At 72.1% G+C, this 16,454-nt stretch carries 8 protein-coding genes; 5 read left to right on the top strand and 3 right to left on the bottom strand.

The genetic code is table 11. From position 1 onward, the window contains the following. Positions 1–2: 2 nt before the first annotated feature. Both OG985_RS11875 and OG985_RS11870 read right to left on the bottom strand, forming a co-directional pair. Complete coding sequence (locus OG985_RS11875) at positions 3–2,657, bottom strand: cellulose binding domain-containing protein (RefSeq protein WP_371668262.1); 2,655 nt, start codon at positions 2,655–2,657, stop codon at positions 3–5. A 296-nt stretch (positions 2,658–2,953) separates the two neighbouring features. Then, positions 2,954–5,869, bottom strand: coding sequence for a glycoside hydrolase family 48 protein (locus OG985_RS11870; protein WP_371668261.1), 2,916 nt, complete (start codon positions 5,867–5,869; stop codon positions 2,954–2,956). 271 nt (positions 5,870–6,140) lie between these two features. Between OG985_RS11870 and OG985_RS11865 the strand changes: the two genes are divergently transcribed. The 3 genes from OG985_RS11865 (at position 6,141) to OG985_RS11855 (ending at position 10,641) form a co-directional block, all read left to right on the top strand. Continuing rightward, a complete protein-coding gene (locus OG985_RS11865; protein WP_371668260.1) occupies positions 6,141–7,622 on the top strand; it encodes a cellulase family glycosylhydrolase in 1,482 nt (493 codons plus the stop codon). Positions 7,623–7,713: 91 nt separating this feature from the next. Further along, positions 7,714–9,429, top strand: a complete 1,716-nt coding sequence (locus OG985_RS11860) for a glycoside hydrolase family 6 protein (RefSeq protein ID WP_371668259.1) — start codon at positions 7,714–7,716, stop codon at positions 9,427–9,429. Between the two features lie 315 nt (positions 9,430–9,744). Continuing rightward, positions 9,745–10,641, top strand: a complete 897-nt coding sequence (locus OG985_RS11855; RefSeq protein WP_371668258.1) for a trans-aconitate 2-methyltransferase — start codon at positions 9,745–9,747, stop codon at positions 10,639–10,641. 3 nt (positions 10,642–10,644) lie between these two features. Here the strand turns inward: OG985_RS11855 and OG985_RS11850 are convergent, their stop codons facing one another. Beyond that, a complete protein-coding gene (locus OG985_RS11850; RefSeq protein ID WP_371668257.1) occupies positions 10,645–12,036 on the bottom strand; it encodes a glycosyltransferase family 39 protein in 1,392 nt (463 codons plus the stop codon). A gap of 279 nt (positions 12,037–12,315) precedes the next feature. On the opposite strand from OG985_RS11850, the gene OG985_RS11845 reads away from it, so the two are divergent. Next, positions 12,316–15,687 carry a hypothetical protein gene (locus OG985_RS11845; protein ID WP_371668256.1) on the top strand — a complete coding sequence of 1,124 codons (3,372 nt, stop codon included), beginning with the start codon at positions 12,316–12,318 and terminating at the stop codon, positions 15,685–15,687. A gap of 63 nt (positions 15,688–15,750) precedes the next feature. Continuing rightward, positions 15,751–16,452 carry an SDR family oxidoreductase gene (locus OG985_RS11840; RefSeq protein WP_371668255.1) on the top strand — a complete coding sequence of 234 codons (702 nt, stop codon included), beginning with the start codon at positions 15,751–15,753 and terminating at the stop codon, positions 16,450–16,452. Positions 16,453–16,454: the final 2 nt, after the last annotated feature.

The following is a 16,454-nucleotide window of genomic DNA, read 5'->3' as shown; positions in this document are numbered from 1 at the left end:
CATTAGGCGACGGTGCAGCTCTGGTCGCCCAGCCGGAACGCGGCCGGTCTCGCGTTCGACCCCGACCAGCTCCCCGTGAACCCGAAGCTCACCGACGAGCCCGCCGCCACCGTGCCGTTCCAGCCGACGTTCTTCGCGGAGACCGCCGTACCGGACTGCGTGTACTCGGCGTTCCACACCTGCGTGATCTTCTGCCCGTCCGCGAACGACCAGCCGAGGGACCAGCCGCTCCAGGCGCTCGATCCCGTGTTGGCGAGCCGTACGTCCGCCTGGAAGCCGCCCGACCACTGGTTGGTGACCCGGTAGGTCACCGTGCAGGCGCCCGTCGGTGTGGGGGTGGGGTCGGTGCCGCCACCGCCGCCTCCGGTGTCGGAGGTGTCGCCGTAGACGACGCCCCGGCCGTTGGTCGACACGTACACCCGGCCGTAGACGCGCGGGTCACCGGTGATCGCCGCGCCCGTCCAGCCGTACTGGTGGGCGGAGTCGTTGACACGGGTCCAGGTGGCGCCCTTGTCCGTCGAGCGGAAGATGCCGCGCACCCCGCCGATCTTCGCGCTGGTGAACAGCGTCTGGTACGCGGCGCCGGTCGCCGCCTTGCCGAACCCGATCGTGTCGGCCTGCTCGACGTTGGAGAGCCGGGTGAAGCTCGCCCCGCCGTCCGTCGAGTGCCACAGGCCGTAGGCGCCGTCGCTCGCGCCGCCCGCCAGCCACACGTCACCCTTCGTGCCGGGCAGCGCCTTGAAGCGGACGCTGTCTCCGCCCGGCAGCCCGGTGGCCGAGGAGGCGGTGAAGGTCGCGCCGCCGTCCGTACTGACGTAGAACTTCCCGGACGCGAAGCCGTAGAACGTCCTGGAATCCACCCGGTCCGATTCCACGACCGCGCCCGCCGGGATGCCGCTCGACGCCGACCAGGAGGTGCCGAAGCCGGTCGCGTACTGCACGCCGGCGCCCTCGGGGCTCCACACGAACCGGCTTCCGTCGGCCGCCGCCGCGACCGTGCCGCCGCCGCTGACGCCCGAGGGATCCGTCCCCGCGAACCAGTTGGCGCCGTTGTCCGTCGAGAACGCGATGTGGGGGCCGGAGTCGAGGTTGCCGGTCCGTACGACCGTGTTCGGGTTGGTCTCGGCGAAGTCCAGACTGGTGGTCGTGGTGAAGTTCGGCGAGGTGTACATCATCGACGGCACCTTGGTGAGGTCCGTGTGGCGGAAGCCGCCGATGTCACCCAGGGCGCTCAGCAAGGGTGCTCCGGACGGGGGAGAGGCGAGGTCGTTGACCGCGGTCTCCTCCAGGCCCCGCACCATCGGCCTGATGGTGAACTGGCCGCCGCTGTCCCAGTCGGTGAGGTTCTCCGTGCCGTACAGCGTGGCTCCCGTCCCGTACATCATCCGGGCCGAGTCGAACGGGTCGATCTCCATCGACTCCGTCATCCACCCGAGTTTCGGCGTCTGTTCGGGCGGCGAGGGATTCGCGCCCCAGGTCAGCCAGGGCGACGACGAGACGTCCATCGTGTAGCGGTTCGAGCGGTTGGGGTACGACGTGTAGTCCCACGCCTTCGTCCAGGTGCCGCCGCTGTCCGTGGAGCGGAAGATCTGGGTGTCCGGCCACCAGGAGCTGTACGCCGTCGCCATCACCGTGCCGGGATGCTGCCGGTCCACGGTCAGGCCGCTGAAGCCGTAGTAGGTGTCGGCCTCCGCGACCGGGCTGATGTCCGTCCAGGTGCCGGTCGCGGTCGCGTACCGCCACAGCCGGCCCTTGCCCCCGTCGTAGGGGCCGCCCTTGTCGCTGTATGCGATGTACAGGTAGCCGTTCTTCGTATCCAGTACACCCTTGTGCGCGAGATAGCCGGTCGGCTGTCCGGCCAGCCGGCTCCAGGTCGCGCCCGCGTCGGTGGACCGGTACACCGCGTTGTCCTTGTCGGCGACCCCGACGTAGACCGTCTTCGTCGCGCTGCCCGACGTGCCCGTGGACTCGTCGAAGGTGACCCAGGCGATGCCCTGGTTGTCGGACGCGTACCCGCTCGTGTCGCTCGGGTCCTGTACGTAGTTGCCGACGTTGGGGAAGTTGCCCACCTGCGACCAGGTGACGCCGGAGTCCGTCGAGCGCCACAGGCCCTTGCCGCTGGGCGCGCCCAGATACAGCACGCTGTTCCGGTTCGGGTCGACCGCGAGCCGCTCGCCCATGCCCCGGCCGGGCATGTTGCCGCCGAGCTTGAACGGCAGATCGGTCCTCTGCCAGCTCGCGCCCCGGTCGGCGGACCGCAGCACGGCCCCGTTGCCGGGGTCCCAGCCGTTGGTGTACGTGCCCACGGCCGCGTACACCCTGTTCGGGTCGGCCGAGTCGGACGCGAGACTCACCACACCGGTGTGCCCCCAGTCGTCCCAGCCGACCGCGTCCAGCAGGGGCGTCCAGGTCTTCGTCGACTCCTGCCAGCGGTAGGCGCCGCCGATGTCGGTGCGGGCGTAGGCGAGGTTCTTCTCGGTGCGGTTGAAGACGATGCCGGGGACGAAGCCGCCGCCGTCGATCCGGGCGTTCTGCCAGGTGTACGTGTCGGCCGCGAGCGTCACCTTGGGGGTGCTCGCCGCCAGCGCGGGCGGGGAGCCCGCGAGCAGACCGGCCGCCAGCGCCAGCACGGCGGTGAGGATTCGGGTTCTTCGCACAGGTCGTCCTTTCCGGGCGGGTGGGGGTGGAAAGGCGCGATGGCCGGGCGGCCCCCCGTGCGGGTGGGGGCCGCCCGGCCGGTGCCGCGGCAGGCAACGTTCGCGACGGGGCCGACGTTGCCTGTTGCGGTACCGGGCCCCGTCGTCAGGTGACGGGGCCACGCACGCGAAGCTCCGGGCGTCCCGGAGGGGCGCGGTGCTGCCCCCGCGCCCCAGGGGGCGCGGGGAACCGCGGGATCAGCCACACACCGCCCGCGGTCTTCGTACCGCCCGCCCCGTGGGGCGCCCGGCGGGGGCTATTCGAGGAGCTCCGCGTACGAGCCCATGGCCAGGGCGATGTCCGCCTGGGCCCAGAACCGGTGGTACGTGAACACGGGCGCGGCACCGCCCGCGAGGTAGCCCTCGATCTTCGACCAGGCCGGGTCGTTCTTGTAGAAGGACCGCATCGAGGCGAACGTCGAGGAGCTGTTGATCGTGTCGCCGTTCGGCATCCTGCCGCTCCAGCCGCTGGGGACGTACACGCCGTCGTCGAAGCGGTTGTAGTCGGCGCGGGTCTCCGGGACGGCGACTCCGAGGGCGTCCTGGTTGTTCGCCCACATGCCGTCCAGCAGCGCCTTCGCCGTCGCCTTCGCCTCCGTGTCACCGGACTTGGCGGCGTAGTACGTCAGGGTCTTGGCGTACGCGGCCGCCACGCCCACGTCGTCGGTGTAGTCGGCGACGGTGACGTGAAGTCCGCTGTTGGCTCCGGGACTTGACGCGTTCCAGGTGTCGGGCTGCCCCGACCACTGGAGCGTGGAGGGGATCCGGAAGCTGCCGTCGGGGTTGATCGTGGTCTTGGACAGCGCCCAGTCGACCCACTTGTCGAGGACCGCCTTGGCGTTCGCGCTGCCCGTCTGCTGGTAGTACTCGGCGACCCGCTCCATGGACCACGCCTGGAAGCCGAACCACTGGTTGGACGGCGGGTCGTGGTAGACCGGCTGCTGGTCGTAGTACATGCCGTAGAAGGTCGACGTGCCGGCCGGCGGGGTCGCGTAGCGGCCGGCCCAGCTGTTGGTCGCACCGCCCGCGATACCGCCCTCGTTCGACTGCAGCCAGCGGTAGAACTCCAGCTGCCGGTCGAGGGACTTGGCCCAGTCCGCCTGGCCCGTCGCCGACTTCGGCTTCAGGTCGGCGTAGCTGCTCAGGGCGTACGCCGCGAGCGGGTTCTGGTAGCCGCCGTGGACATGGCTGGAGCCGATGCGCCAGGCCCAGCCCGCGCTGGTGTCCGTGGCGCCGCCCCAGGCGTAGTACCAGGACAGCAGGTACGACGAGGCGTCCTTGCCGGTGCCGGCCGCACAGGTGGACGGACCGACACAGTTGCCGATCTTCTTGAAGTACTTGTCGTACATGGCGTAGCGCAGGTAGTCGCCCATCTTCGCGGCCTTGCCGACGGTCGCGGAGACGTCACCGCCCTTGCCCTGCTGCTTGGCCCAGACGTCGGCCCAGTAGGCGGCCTGCACCGCCCGCGCGTCGGCGTCCGGTGCGTTGGTGTACTTCCACTGCTTGGCGTACGAGGCGTCACCGGTGAACAGGTCCAGGTACCCGTTCGTGCCGCCGTACTTGAAGGCGTCGCAGGTCGGCTGCGGCACCGTCTCCCACACCGACTCCTGCGCGCCGCGCTGGAAGGTGTTGATGTACGACGGTCCGGTCGCGGTGGGGCCGGCCTCGCACTTGCCGGGCTCGTTGCCGAAGCCGTAGACGTTGTCGACGTCCTGGAGCCAGTGCATACCGTAGACGTCGTCCGTGCCGTATGCGGTCTTCAGTTCACCGGCGATGGGATCCGATCCGACCGAGACCCCGCCGTCCAGCTTGGCCGGGTACTCGTTCGGCGTGTCCAGTTCCGGCGCGTAGGTCGCCGGCTTGGAGGCGTTGTAGAAGGAGTTGGTCGGCTGGTCGGCGTGGGTCGGGATCATGTACTTCTCCATGATCTCCCAGGCGCCGTTGAACTTCGTCCAGTCGCCGGTCACCTTGCCGTACATGGCCTGCAGCCACAGGAGGTAGCTGTACGCCTCCGACGTGGTCTCGTGGCCCTGGTCCGGCGCCTCGACGATCAGTGTCTCGACCGAGTGGTAGGGGATGCCCTCCGGTGAGAAGTAGCCGTTCGCGGGGTTGGTGATCTTGCCGTAGAGGTCCAGGAAGCGGGCGTCGTACGCCTTGGTGGCCGCCAGCTCCGTCACGGTGACCGTCGCCTTGGTGTGGCCCGCGGCCGACGACTCGAAGGCCGCCGAACCGGTGCCGGAGGCGTCGGCGGTGATGGTCACCTTCTGCGCGGTGCTCCAGTTCGACGGGGTGAAGGTGAGGGAGGCGCCGCCGGTCACCGACAGCCCCGAGTTGCCGCTCGCGCGGGTCGTCGCCACGGTCACGTTCGCCGAGGGCTGGGTCGACAGCTTCACCTCGTACGTCCCCGTCTTGCCCCGCTGGACGCCCAGTTGGGCCGGCGAGGCGACCACGACGGGGCCCGAGGCGACGGTGATGCCGACCGGGGTGGACTCCGCGGACGCGCCCAGGCTGTCGTACGCCTTCGCCACCAGGGAGTGACTGCCCACGGTCAAGCCAGAGGCCGAGAGCGAGTACGGCGAGCTGGTGTCGGTGCCCAGCAGGGTGGTGTCGTCGTAGAACTCCACCTTGCTGACCGTGGCGCTGTCCGCGGCCGCGGCCGTGGCCGCGAGCGGAACCGCCTGACCCTGGGTGTAGACCGCGCCCGCGGTGGGGCTGGTCAGCACGGTGACCGGCGGCTGGTGGGCGCCGGCGCAGGTGGTGCCGTTGACCGCGAAGGACGTGGGCGCGGTGTTGGTGCCGCTGTAGGTGAACTGGCCACCGGTGGACACGGCGGCCCCGGCGGCGATCCTCGCGTTGTACGAGGCGTTCTTCACCGTGACCGCCTGGCCGGACTGGGTCCAGGTGCCGTTCCAGCCGTTCGACAGTTTCTGGTTGCCCGCGTAGGAGTACGTCAGCGTCCAGCCGTCGATGACGTCCGTGCCGCGGTTGGTGAGGGTCAGGTCCGCGGTGAAGCCGGAACCCCAGTCGTTCGTCCTGTAGTCGACGCTGCACTGAAGTGCCGCCGCCTGTGCGGGAGTTGAAGTAGTGCTCAACAGGGTGAACGGAAGCGCCAGGGCGGCCACGACGGCGGTCCACAACCGTCGAACGGCTCTGCCTCTCCTTCTTGGGTGCATGCGCTGGTTCCTCCTTGCGGCTCGGAGAAGTGGGGGGCGGAGCAGCAGCAACAAGCCTTGAACCAGTGGGAGCGCTCCCATAGTGAGGACGAGGGTGGGGGCGGTCAAGGTGCTCGAAGAGTCGAAAAGATTCGACGGCGTGTGTTGAGGGAAAGTCAGCAACTCCTCTGTCCTTTGCTGACACTTGGCGCTACCTTCACTCGCACCAGTGGGAGCGATTCCATCAGTCGACGCGTCCGTCACGACGCGCCCGAGCTGTGAGGACTCGCTCATGCGACACCCCCCGCGTTCAGTACTTTTAGCCGTCGCCGGCTCGGTCGCCCTTCTCGGGTCCGTGCTGGTGCCGGTGGTCACGGCGTCGGGAGCCACGCCCGCCTGCACGGTGGAGTACACCGTCACCAGCCAGTGGGACACCGGCTTCCAGGGCGCCGTGAAGATCACCAACAACGCCGCGGCGGTGAGCGGTTGGAAGCTCACCTTCACCTACGCGGGCAGCCAGAAGGTCAGTCAGGGCTGGAACGCCAAGTGGTCCCAGTCCGGTGCCACCGTGACCGCGGCCAACGAGAGCTGGAACGGCTCGCTGGGCACCGGCGCGAGCGTCAGCGCCGGGTTCATCGCCTCCTGGTCGGCGAGCAACGCCGTCCCCACGTCGTTCGAACTGAACGGCACCCCCTGCAACACCGACACCGACCCCACGCCGACGCCCACCCCGACCGACCCGCCGGATCCGGGCGACGGCACGGCGCCCGCGCTGCACGTCTCGGGCAACAAACTCGTGGACGCCGGCGGCAAGACCCGCCGACTGCTCGGCGTCAACCGCTCCGGCGGCGAGTTCATGTGCGTGCAGGGCTACGGCATCTGGGACGGCCCGGTCGACGACGCCGCCGTGCAGGCGATCGCCGACTGGCACGCCAACACCGTGCGCATCCCGCTGAACGAGGAGTGCTGGCTGGGCCTGTCCAACATCAAACCCGAGTACGCGGGCGCCAACTACGTCAACGCCGTCAAGGACCTCGTCGCCAGGATCGAGGCCCACGGCATGACCCCGATCGTCGAACTGCACTGGTCCTACGGGCAGTACACCGGTAACTCGGCCGGCTGCTCCGACGTGCACGCCACCTGCCAGAAGCCGATGCCCGACATGCGGTACTCACCCTCCTTCTGGTCGTCGGCGGCGAACACCTTCAAGAACGACCCGGCCGTGGTGTTCGACCTGTTCAACGAGCCCTACCCGGACCGCGCCACCTCCACGGCCGCACAGGCCTGGCAGTGCTGGCGGGACGGCGGCACCTGCCCCGGCATCGGGTACGAGGTCGCCGGTATGCAGGATCTCGTCGACGCGGTGCGCGCCACCGGCGCCAAGAACCCCGTCCTGGCCGGCGGACTCGCCTACTCCAACGACCTCAGCCAGTGGCTGACGTACCGGCCCACCGACCCGGCGGGCAATCTCGCCGCCGCCTACCACGTCTACAACTTCAACACCTGCGCCAACGAGAGCTGCTGGAACTCCACGCTCGCCCCCGTCGCCGCCCAGGTACCGCTGGTGGCGGGTGAGATCGGCGAGAACACCTGCTCGCACGGATTCGTCGACCAGGTCATGAAGTGGTTCGACGACCGGGCCCTGTCGTATCTCGGCTGGACCTGGAACACCTGGGACTGCTCCTCCGGCCCGTCCCTGATCTCCGACTACGACGGCACGCCCACGTCGTACGGCATCGGGCTGCGCGACCACCTGCGCGCCCTCAACCCCTGACCACCGCAACGGAGCCCGCACCAACCGCAACGGAGCCGCACCAACCGCAACGGAGCCATCGACACCCGCTACGGAGAAGGAACCCGCACTCATGAGTCGTACCAGAACAGCGATACTCGCCGCCCTGGCGCTGGTCGCCGGGGCCTCCGGGACGGCGCTCGCCGTCGCGCCCGGGGACACCGGGCTCGCCGCCGTCCCCTGCACCGTGGACTACAAGGTGCAGAACCAGTGGGACACCGGTTTCACCGCCGCCGTGACCGTCACCAACAACGGTACCGCCAAGAGCAGTTGGGCGGTGAAGTGGTCGTACGCCGGAAACCAGAAGGTCACCAGCGGCTGGAACGCGAAGATCAGCCAGAGCGGTACGGCCGTCACCGCCGCCAACGAGAGCTACAACGGCACGCTGGCGACCGGCGGTTCGGCCAGCTTCGGCTTCCAGGGCACCTACAGCGGGACCAACGCCCTGCCCACCACGTTCACCCTCGACGGCGTGACCTGCAACGTCGACGGCGGCGGCCCCACCGATCCGGGCCCGACCGACCCCGGCACCCCGTCCACCAAGGTCGACAACCCGTACAGCGGTGCCAAGGTGTACGTGAACCCGGAGTGGTCCTCGAAGGCCGCCGCCGAGCCGGGCGGCAGCCGCATCTCCAGCCAGCCGACCGGTGTGTGGCTGGACCGCATCGCCGCCATCAACGGCGCGAACGGCGGCATGGGGCTGCGCGCCCACCTCGACGCGGCCCTGGCGCAGAAGGGCAGCGGCGAAGAGGTCGTCCAGCTGGTCGTCTACGACCTGCCGGGACGTGACTGCTCGGCCCTCGCCTCCAACGGTGAGCTCGGTCCGACGGAGATCGACAAGTACAAGGCGCAGTTCATCGACCCGATCGCGGCGATCCTGGCCGACAGCAAGTACAGCTCGCTGCGGATCGTCACCACCATCGAGATCGACTCGCTGCCCAACCTGGTCACCAACACCGGCAGCAGGGCCACCGCCACGCCGGCCTGCGACACGATGCTCGCCAACGGCAACTACGTGAAGGGTGTCGGATACGCGCTGCACAAGCTCGGCGCGATCCCCAACGTCTACAACTACATCGACGCCGGTCACCACGGCTGGCTCGGCTGGGACGACAACTTCGCCCCGTCGGCGACCCTGTTCAAGCAGGCCGCCACGGCCGAGGGCGCCACGGTCAACGACGTGCACGGCTTCATCACCAACACCGCCAACTACAGCGCCCTGAAGGAGAACAACTTCACCATCAACGACTCAGTGGCCGGCAAGTCGGTCCGCGAGTCGAAGTGGGTCGACTGGAACCGCTACGTCGACGAGCTGTCCTACGCCCAGGCGTTCCGCACCCAGCTCGTCTCGGTCGGCTTCAACTCCGGCATCGGCATGCTGATCGACACCTCCCGCAACGGCTGGGGCGGCACCGCCCGGCCCACCGGCCCGGGAGCGACCACCAGCGTGGACACCTACGTCGACGGCGGCCGCTACGACCGCCGCATCCACATGGGCAACTGGTGCAACCAGTCCGGTGCCGGCCTCGGCGAGCGCCCGAAGGCCGCCCCGGCGACCGGGATCGACGCCTACGTGTGGATGAAGCCGCCGGGGGAGTCCGACGGCTCGAGCTCCGCCATCTCGAACGACGAGGGCAAGGGCTTCGACCGCATGTGCGACCCGACGTACACGGGCAACCCGCGCAACGGCAACAGCATGTCGGGCGCCCTGGCCAACGCGCCGCTGTCCGGCCACTGGTTCTCGGCGCAGTTCCAGGAGCTCATGAAGAACGCGTACCCGGCGCTGTGAGGCCGTGTGACGCGACGAGGTGCGACGCACACGATCCCGCGGGTGACGCGCGGGTGACCTAAGGGTGATCCGCCGGGACCGGCCCCACCGGGCCGCCCCGGCGGATCTCCGCCTGCATCGCCGGCCGGCGGCGGCCCCCGGCGAGCGGGCGGCGCGCGGTGGTGGCGCTGTCGTACCTCGCGGACGCGGGAGGCGACAGCTCGCCCCAGCGCCCGCGGCGCGGGGTGCTCCGTTTTGCCGTCGCGGCAACAGGAGTGGCCCGCGCCCGGTGCGTCGGCGCACGCTGGCGGCATCCCGGACGAGAGGCTGACCACCATGGCGCACGACCAGCACGACCACCACGGCCGTCACCCCCACGACCATCGGCACACGGACATCGACTGGGCCGAGATGGCCCCGCATCTCGAGGCGCAGGCCGAGTTGTTCGCGCCGCTGTACGAGCGGGCCCTGGCCTGGCTGGGCAGGGAGGTGACCGAGCCGGGACTGATCGTCGACGCGGGCAGCGGCCCAGGAGTCGTCTCCTGCCTGTTCGCCGAGACGTTCCCCGGCGCCCGGGTCATGGCGGTCGACGGTTCCCAGCCGCTCCTCGACCGGGCCCGGGAGCGGGCGGGCCGGCTCGGCCACGGCGACCGTTTCGGCACCCTGGCCGGTGAACTGCCCGACATCCTCGAGGAACTGGACTATCCGGCCGACCTGCTGTGGGCCGGCCGCAGCCTGCACCATCTCGGTGACCAGCGCGCCGCCCTCACCGCCTTCGCCGCCCGGCTGGCACCCGGTGGGACGGTGGCGCTGATGGAGGGCGGCCTGCCCGCGCGGTACCTGCCCCGGGACCTCGGGATCGGACGCCCCGGACTGCAGGCGCGGCTGGACGCGCTGGAGGCGGAGTGGTTCGCCCGGATGCGGGCCGACCTGCCGGGCTCCGTCACCGTGACCGAGGACTGGCCGGCGCTGCTGACCGCCGCGGGCCTGACGCACCACCGGACCCGCAGCTTCCTGCTGGACCTGCCCGCACCGGCGTCCGACCGGGCGCGCGCCCACGTCGCCGCGTCCCTGGACCGGCTGCGTGAGACCTTCGCCGACGCCCTCGACGCCGACGACCGCGCCACCCTCGACCGGCTCCTCGACCCGGACGACAAGGCGAGCGTGCACCACCGCCCCGACCTCTTCGTGCTCGCCGCCCACACGGTGCACACCGCCGTACGGACGAGCTGAGGCTCAGCACGATCCCGGCCGGGCGTACAGCGTGATCCGCGCCCCCTGGACGTGCCGTGTCCCGCACTCCACGAAGTACGCGGCGAGCACCCGCCGCTTCACGTCCTCCTGAGCGGTCCGGTCCAGGGGCTGCCCGGCGGGGTCGCCCACCGCCAGGATGCGGGCCGTCGCCACCATGCGGGCGCGGATGACCCGCGCGGGAACCTCCGTGCCGTACAGCGTGCGGGAGCCGGCCGGGCCCCGTTCGAGGGCGAGGTCGCGCAGCCCGCGCACGGCTGCCGGATCGGGCAGCGACCACACACGGCGTCGCGACGGGAGGTAGAGGATCCCGTCGGCGTCCCGGCCCGCCGCGGCGACGGCCCGGGCGACGGCCGCGACGTCGTCGGTACGGCTCTGCGGGGTGCGCAGCTGCACGGTGAGCGGCACCAGCGCGAGCAGGGCCGCCCCTGCCGCGGCCAGGGCGACGGCCCGTACCCGTCCGGCCGCGCGGACCAGCCGCTCCAGGGCGGCGCCGACCAGCAGGGCCGTCCCGGCGTGGCCGTACAGGACGTACCGGTCCACGTACAGCGGCTTGACCAGGGAGAGCAGGACGAGGAGGAGGCCGGGCAGCACGAGGAGGGGAAGGGCGAGCGCGGGCAGGGTTACGCGGCCTTCGCTCCGGCCGCCCCGCAGCAGCGCCGCGCACGCCACCCCGAGCGCCGTCACCCCGGCGAACGCGGCGAGCGCGCCGCCCCCGATCCCGCCGATCCACGACACCTGCTCCGACTGGCGGGCACTCAACAGGGCGAGCGGGGCCAGACAGACCAGGACGACGAGGGCCACTCGTGTCCCGGCCCGGCGGGCGGACCGGGGCAGCGCCACGAGGTGTGCCGCCAGGGCCAGGACCGCGAACTCGTGCAGCAGACAGGCGGTCAGCACAACTGTGCCGTATCCGGCCCAGGCCCGTTCGGTGCGGGTCTCCACCGCGCGGACCAGCAGATACGACGCCCAGACGACCAGGGCGCACACGAGCGCGTACGACCGCCCCTCCTGCGCGTAGCGCTGGACCGGCGGCAGCAGCGCGAAGACGACCCCCGACAGCAGCCCGACGCGCGGCCCCGCCAGGCGGCGCCCCAGCAGTGCCAGCGTGCCGCTCGCCGCGGTGATCGCCAGCACCGACGGCAGGCGCAGGACGAGCAGCGGGTCCGCGCCCGGCAGCAGCTCGAACAGGCCGTGCAGCAGCAGGTAGTACAGCCCGTGCACGGCGTCCACCCGCTCCAGCGTCGGCCACAGGTCGGGCAGCGCGCGCCGGGCCATGTCGTACGTGACCGCCTCGTCGCGCCACAGCGTGCCCTCGCGCCGGACGCCCCACAGGCCGAGGAGGAGCGAGAGGACGACGGGCAGGGCCACGTCCACGGGAGCGCGCCATCGGTGTCGGGCCGGCCGGCGCGGCAACCGTACGGGGCGGAGAACGGGTCCTGGAGAGTGTGGGGTGGCGATGGCGGACTCCGGTGCGGGGTGGGACTCGGACGCGGCACGCCGGTCACCAGGCCGCGCGAGCGGCCGGCGGGAAGGCGTGCACCGACGAGTCCAGGCGCCGGCGGATTGATGGGCAGCCCCGAACCGGCGTGCCAATCAATCCGCGCGGAACGGCTGTTGACGTGCGGGCCTGCAGTGACCGAGGGGGAGACACGGATGGGGCGCCGGGAGAAACCGCTGGATCCGGGGGCCGGGGCGGTGCAGCGCTTCGCCTACGAGCTGCGCAAACTGCGCGACGAGGCGGGCACCCCGACCTACCGCGCGATGGCGGCGCGCGCCGGCTACTCCGCGCCCACCCTCTCCGCGGCGGCGGCCGGTGAGCGGCTGCCCTCCCTGCCGGTACTGCTGGCCTTCGTCACCGCCTGCGGGGGCGACCCCGGGGAATGGCGGCGACGCAGGCGGGAGGCGGTCGCCGAGTCGGGCGAGGCACGGGCGGCCGAGGACACCGACGACCGGGACAGCCCCTACCCGGGCCTCGCCCGCTTCGAGACCGGCGACGGCGAACACTTCCACGGCCGGGCGGAGTTGGTGGCGGAGCTGCGGCGGCTCACCGCCCGCACGAGGGTCGCGGCGGTGGTCGGCGCCTCGGGCAGCGGCAAGTCGTCGTTGCTGCGGGCGGGGCTGATCCCCGCCCTGCGGGAGACCACCGAGCCACCCGAACGCCCCGCCGCCATCCGCCTGTTCACCCCCGGCCCCCACCCGGCCCGCACCCACGCCGCCCTCTTCACGCCCCACGACGCGCACGGCGACACACTGCTCGTCGTCGACCAGTTCGAGGAGGTCTTCACCCTCTGCGCCGACCCCGCCGAACGCGAGGACTTCCTACGGCGGTTGCTCGCGGCGGCCGAGCCGGCGGCGAGGCTGCGGGTGGTGCTCGCCGTACGGGCCGACTTCTACGGCCGCTGCGCCGACCACGGGCCGCTCGCCGAGGCGCTGCGGGACTCCACGCTGCTGGTCGGACCGATGCCGGCGGCGGCGCTGCGGGAGGCCGTGCTACGGCCGGCAGCGGCGCGGCGACACGTGGTGGAACGCGCCCTGACCGCTCGCGTCGTCGCGGACGTGGCCGACCAGCCCGGCGGCCTGCCGCTGATGGCCCACGCGCTGCGCGAGGTCTGGCGGCGGCGCACCGGCAAGACCCTCACCCTCGCCGCCTACGAGGCGGTCGGCGGCGTCCGGGGCGCCGTCGCGCACACCGCGGAGGCCGCCCACGCCCGCTGCACACCCGTCGAGGCCGCCGCGCTGCGGGCACTGCTGCTGCGCCTGGTGAACCCGGGCGAGGGTACCGAGGACACCCGGCGCCCTGTCGAGCGCACGGAACTCGACGCCGACGAGACGACCTCCCGGGTCCTCGAACGCCTGGTCGCCGCCCGCCTTCTGACCGTCGACGGCGACACCGTCGACCTCGCCCACGAGGCGTTGATCGGTGCCTGGCCACGGCTGCGCGCCTGGGTGGACGAGGACCGCGAGCGGCTGCGCCTGCACCGCCGCCTCACCGAAGCGGCCCTCGCCTGGGCCGAGTTGGACCGTGACGCGGGCGCGCTGTACCGGGGGACCCGGCTCACGGAGGCACGGGAGGTCTTCGGCGACGAAGGCGGCGCGGGCGAGGGCGAGTTGAACCGGCTCGAGCGCGAGTTCCTGGCCGCGAGCGTCTCGGCGTACGAGCTCGGCCGCCGTGCCGCGGTCGGGGCCGCGCGCCGGCTGCGGACGCTGACCGGTGCGCTGGCCGTGCTGCTGTGTCTCGCCGTGCTCGGGGGCGTGGCCGCCTGGCGGCAGAGCGGCGTCAGCGAGCGCCGGCGCGACGAGGCGGAGGCCCGCAGGGCGGCCGCCCTGTCGGACACTCTCCGCCCCACCGAGCCGCGCACCGCGATGCGCCTGGCCCTCGCCGCCTGGCGGACCGCCGACCTGCCCGAGACCCGCGAGGCGCTGCGGACGGCCGCGGCGCAGAGCGAACAGGACGTGTTCACCCAGCCCGAGGAGGGCGGACGCGCGCTCAACACGCCCTCGTGGCTCAGCACGGACGGCCGGACACTCACGACGGTGGCGCACGACAGGGCCGTGCAGTGGGACGTGCCGGCGCACCGCCGCATTCGCTCGGTGCGGTGGCGCGGCCTGTCGGCGGGCGTGGTCGACGTCAGCCCGGACGGCCGGTTCGTCGCGTACCGGGCTCCGGGCGACGGGGCGATGGTGATCGCCGGACCGGGGGACGGCAGCACCCGACGGCTGCGGATCGGCGCGCGGACCGACACCGAGGGCGCCTTCGGGGCCGGCGGTCGCATGTTCCTCGTACGGCGTCTCGTGCACGGCCCGGACCGCGGTGTCCGCGCGGTGCTCGAGGTGTGGGACATCCACCGGCAGCGGATGGTCTTCCGCTACGACCGCGGCGACGACGACGGCGCGATGCCGGTCCTGAGCCAGGACGACCGGCACATCGCCTGGTGCGCGCACGACGGCGGTCTGCTGCGGATCCTCGACACCGCGGACGGGCGCCTGGTCTCGGACTCCGTCCCGCGGGCCACCGGTCGGGCGCTGTGCGAGGGCGATCTCACCTTCACCCCCGACCGGCGGGCCCTGGCCTCAGCCACCGCCGACGGGATCGTGACCTGGGACTTCCGGTCCGGCCGGGAGCGGCCCGAGCTGCCGATCCCGGGAGGCGCGCACGCGGTCGAGTTCTCCGGCGCCTACGCCCTGGCCTGGGGCGACGGCTTCCTCACGCTGTGGCGCACGGACCTGCCGGCACCGGCGGACGACAGCGTGCGCGCCCCGCTGCTCACCCTGCCCGTGGCCGGCCGGTCGATCGGCGACCTCCGCCTCGATCCCGGCGCCGGCGTACTGCGCTACCGCGAGGGCGGACGGACCAGCGTCGTGCGCACGCTCTCACTGCACGGGCTGACGGACGGGGCGTGGCGGGGCCGGGCGGCAGCCGAGCCGGCCCGGCGCGTCACCGGCCACGGCACCGAGGTCGTGGCCGTCGACCCGACCGGGCGTACCGCGGTGACCGCGGAGGGTGAGCTCCTCGACATGGCGACGGACCGGCGGATCAAGGGCGTCGCGGGCGTGACCGGCGAGGACCTCCTGACCGCCGGTGCCTTCGCCGCGGACGGCGACCGCCTGGCCGTCGCCGACCACCTGGGCCGCCTCACGCTGTGGAACGCGCGCACCTGGCGCCGGATCGCCGTGCTGCGGGCCACCGGATCCACGCTGCACACGGTCGCTCTGGCGTTCTCCGCCGACGGCTCACTGCTCGCCGCCGGCCCGGCCGACGGGGCCGTACAGGTGTGGGAGACGGACTCGCCCACCCTGGCGCCGGCGACGCTGCCCGCCGGGGACGACCCGGTCCTCGCCCTCGGCTTCTCCGCGCGCCACGGCGCCCTGCACATCACGACCCCGCATCTCGCCGACCGCACGGTGGCGTCGGCGCCGGTGCGGGCCGCCGCCGAGGTGTGCGCACGGGCCGAGGGCGGACTGACCGAGGCCGAGTGGCGCTTCCACTTCCCCTCGGCCGCCTACCGCCGGACCTGTGGCCCTTGACATCGAGAGCGCTCCAAGTGATGGACTGCCCGCCGTTGTTCCGACCGAGCACAGGGGGAAACCATGACCGACTCTCCGGTCGCACTCATCACCGGTGGTGGCAGCGGCATCGGTGCCGCCGTCGCGCGGCACCTGCTCGACGCCGGACAGCGGGTGGCCGTCACCGGCCGCGGCGAGGCGCGGCTGCGCGCCTTCGCCGAGGAACTCGGCAACCCCGAGGGCCTGTTGACGCTCGTCGGGAACGCGGCCGAGTACGCCGACATACAGTCGGCGGTCGACCGTACACTCAAGGACTTCGGTCGACTGGACACCGTCGTCGCCAACGCCGGGTTCGCCACCCACGACTCGGTCGCCGACGGTGACCCCGCCGGGTGGACCGAGATGGTGCTGACGAACGTGCTCGGTCCGGCGCTGCTGATCCGCGCCTCCGTGGACGCGCTCAGCGAGAGCCGCGGACGGATCGTCCTCATCGGCAGTGTCGCCGGTTTCGTGCCCACGCCCGGCAACCTCTACGGGGCGACGAAGTGGGCGGTGACCGGTCTCGCCGAGAACACCCGGCGTCAGGTCACGGAGTTCGGCATCGGGGTGACCCTGGTCGCGCCGGGCCGGGTGGAGACGCCGTTCTGGGACAGCACCGGCAGCCTGCCCCCGGGCCGTCTCCTGACCGCCGACCAGATCGCCGACTCGGTCGTGTGGGCCATCCGGCAGCCCGACGGCGTCGACGTCAACACCGTCGTCGTACGGCCGCTCGGACAGCCCAACTGACC

It is taken from the genome of Streptomyces sp. NBC_00289, assembly GCF_041435115.1.
Lineage (GTDB): Bacteria > Actinomycetota > Actinomycetes > Streptomycetales > Streptomycetaceae > Streptomyces.
The sequence above is the reverse complement of the archived record's forward strand: the minus strand, read 5'-3'. Positions and strand labels throughout refer to the sequence as shown.

What these genes read in the sequence shown, in the direction of transcription:
- OG985_RS11845 (WP_371668256.1), top strand. Translation starts at nt 12,316, where the DNA reads ATGGGGCGCCGGGAGAAACCGCTGGATCCGGGGGCCGGGGCGGTGCAG.
- OG985_RS11870 (WP_371668261.1), bottom strand. Translation starts at nt 5,869, where the DNA reads ATGCACCCAAGAAGGAGAGGCAGAGCCGTTCGACGGTTGTGGACCGCC.
- OG985_RS11860 (WP_371668259.1), top strand. Translation starts at nt 7,714, where the DNA reads ATGAGTCGTACCAGAACAGCGATACTCGCCGCCCTGGCGCTGGTCGCC.
- OG985_RS11855 (WP_371668258.1), top strand. Translation starts at nt 9,745, where the DNA reads ATGGCGCACGACCAGCACGACCACCACGGCCGTCACCCCCACGACCAT.
- OG985_RS11840 (WP_371668255.1), top strand. Translation starts at nt 15,751, where the DNA reads ATGACCGACTCTCCGGTCGCACTCATCACCGGTGGTGGCAGCGGCATC.
- OG985_RS11865 (WP_371668260.1), top strand. Translation starts at nt 6,141, where the DNA reads ATGCGACACCCCCCGCGTTCAGTACTTTTAGCCGTCGCCGGCTCGGTC.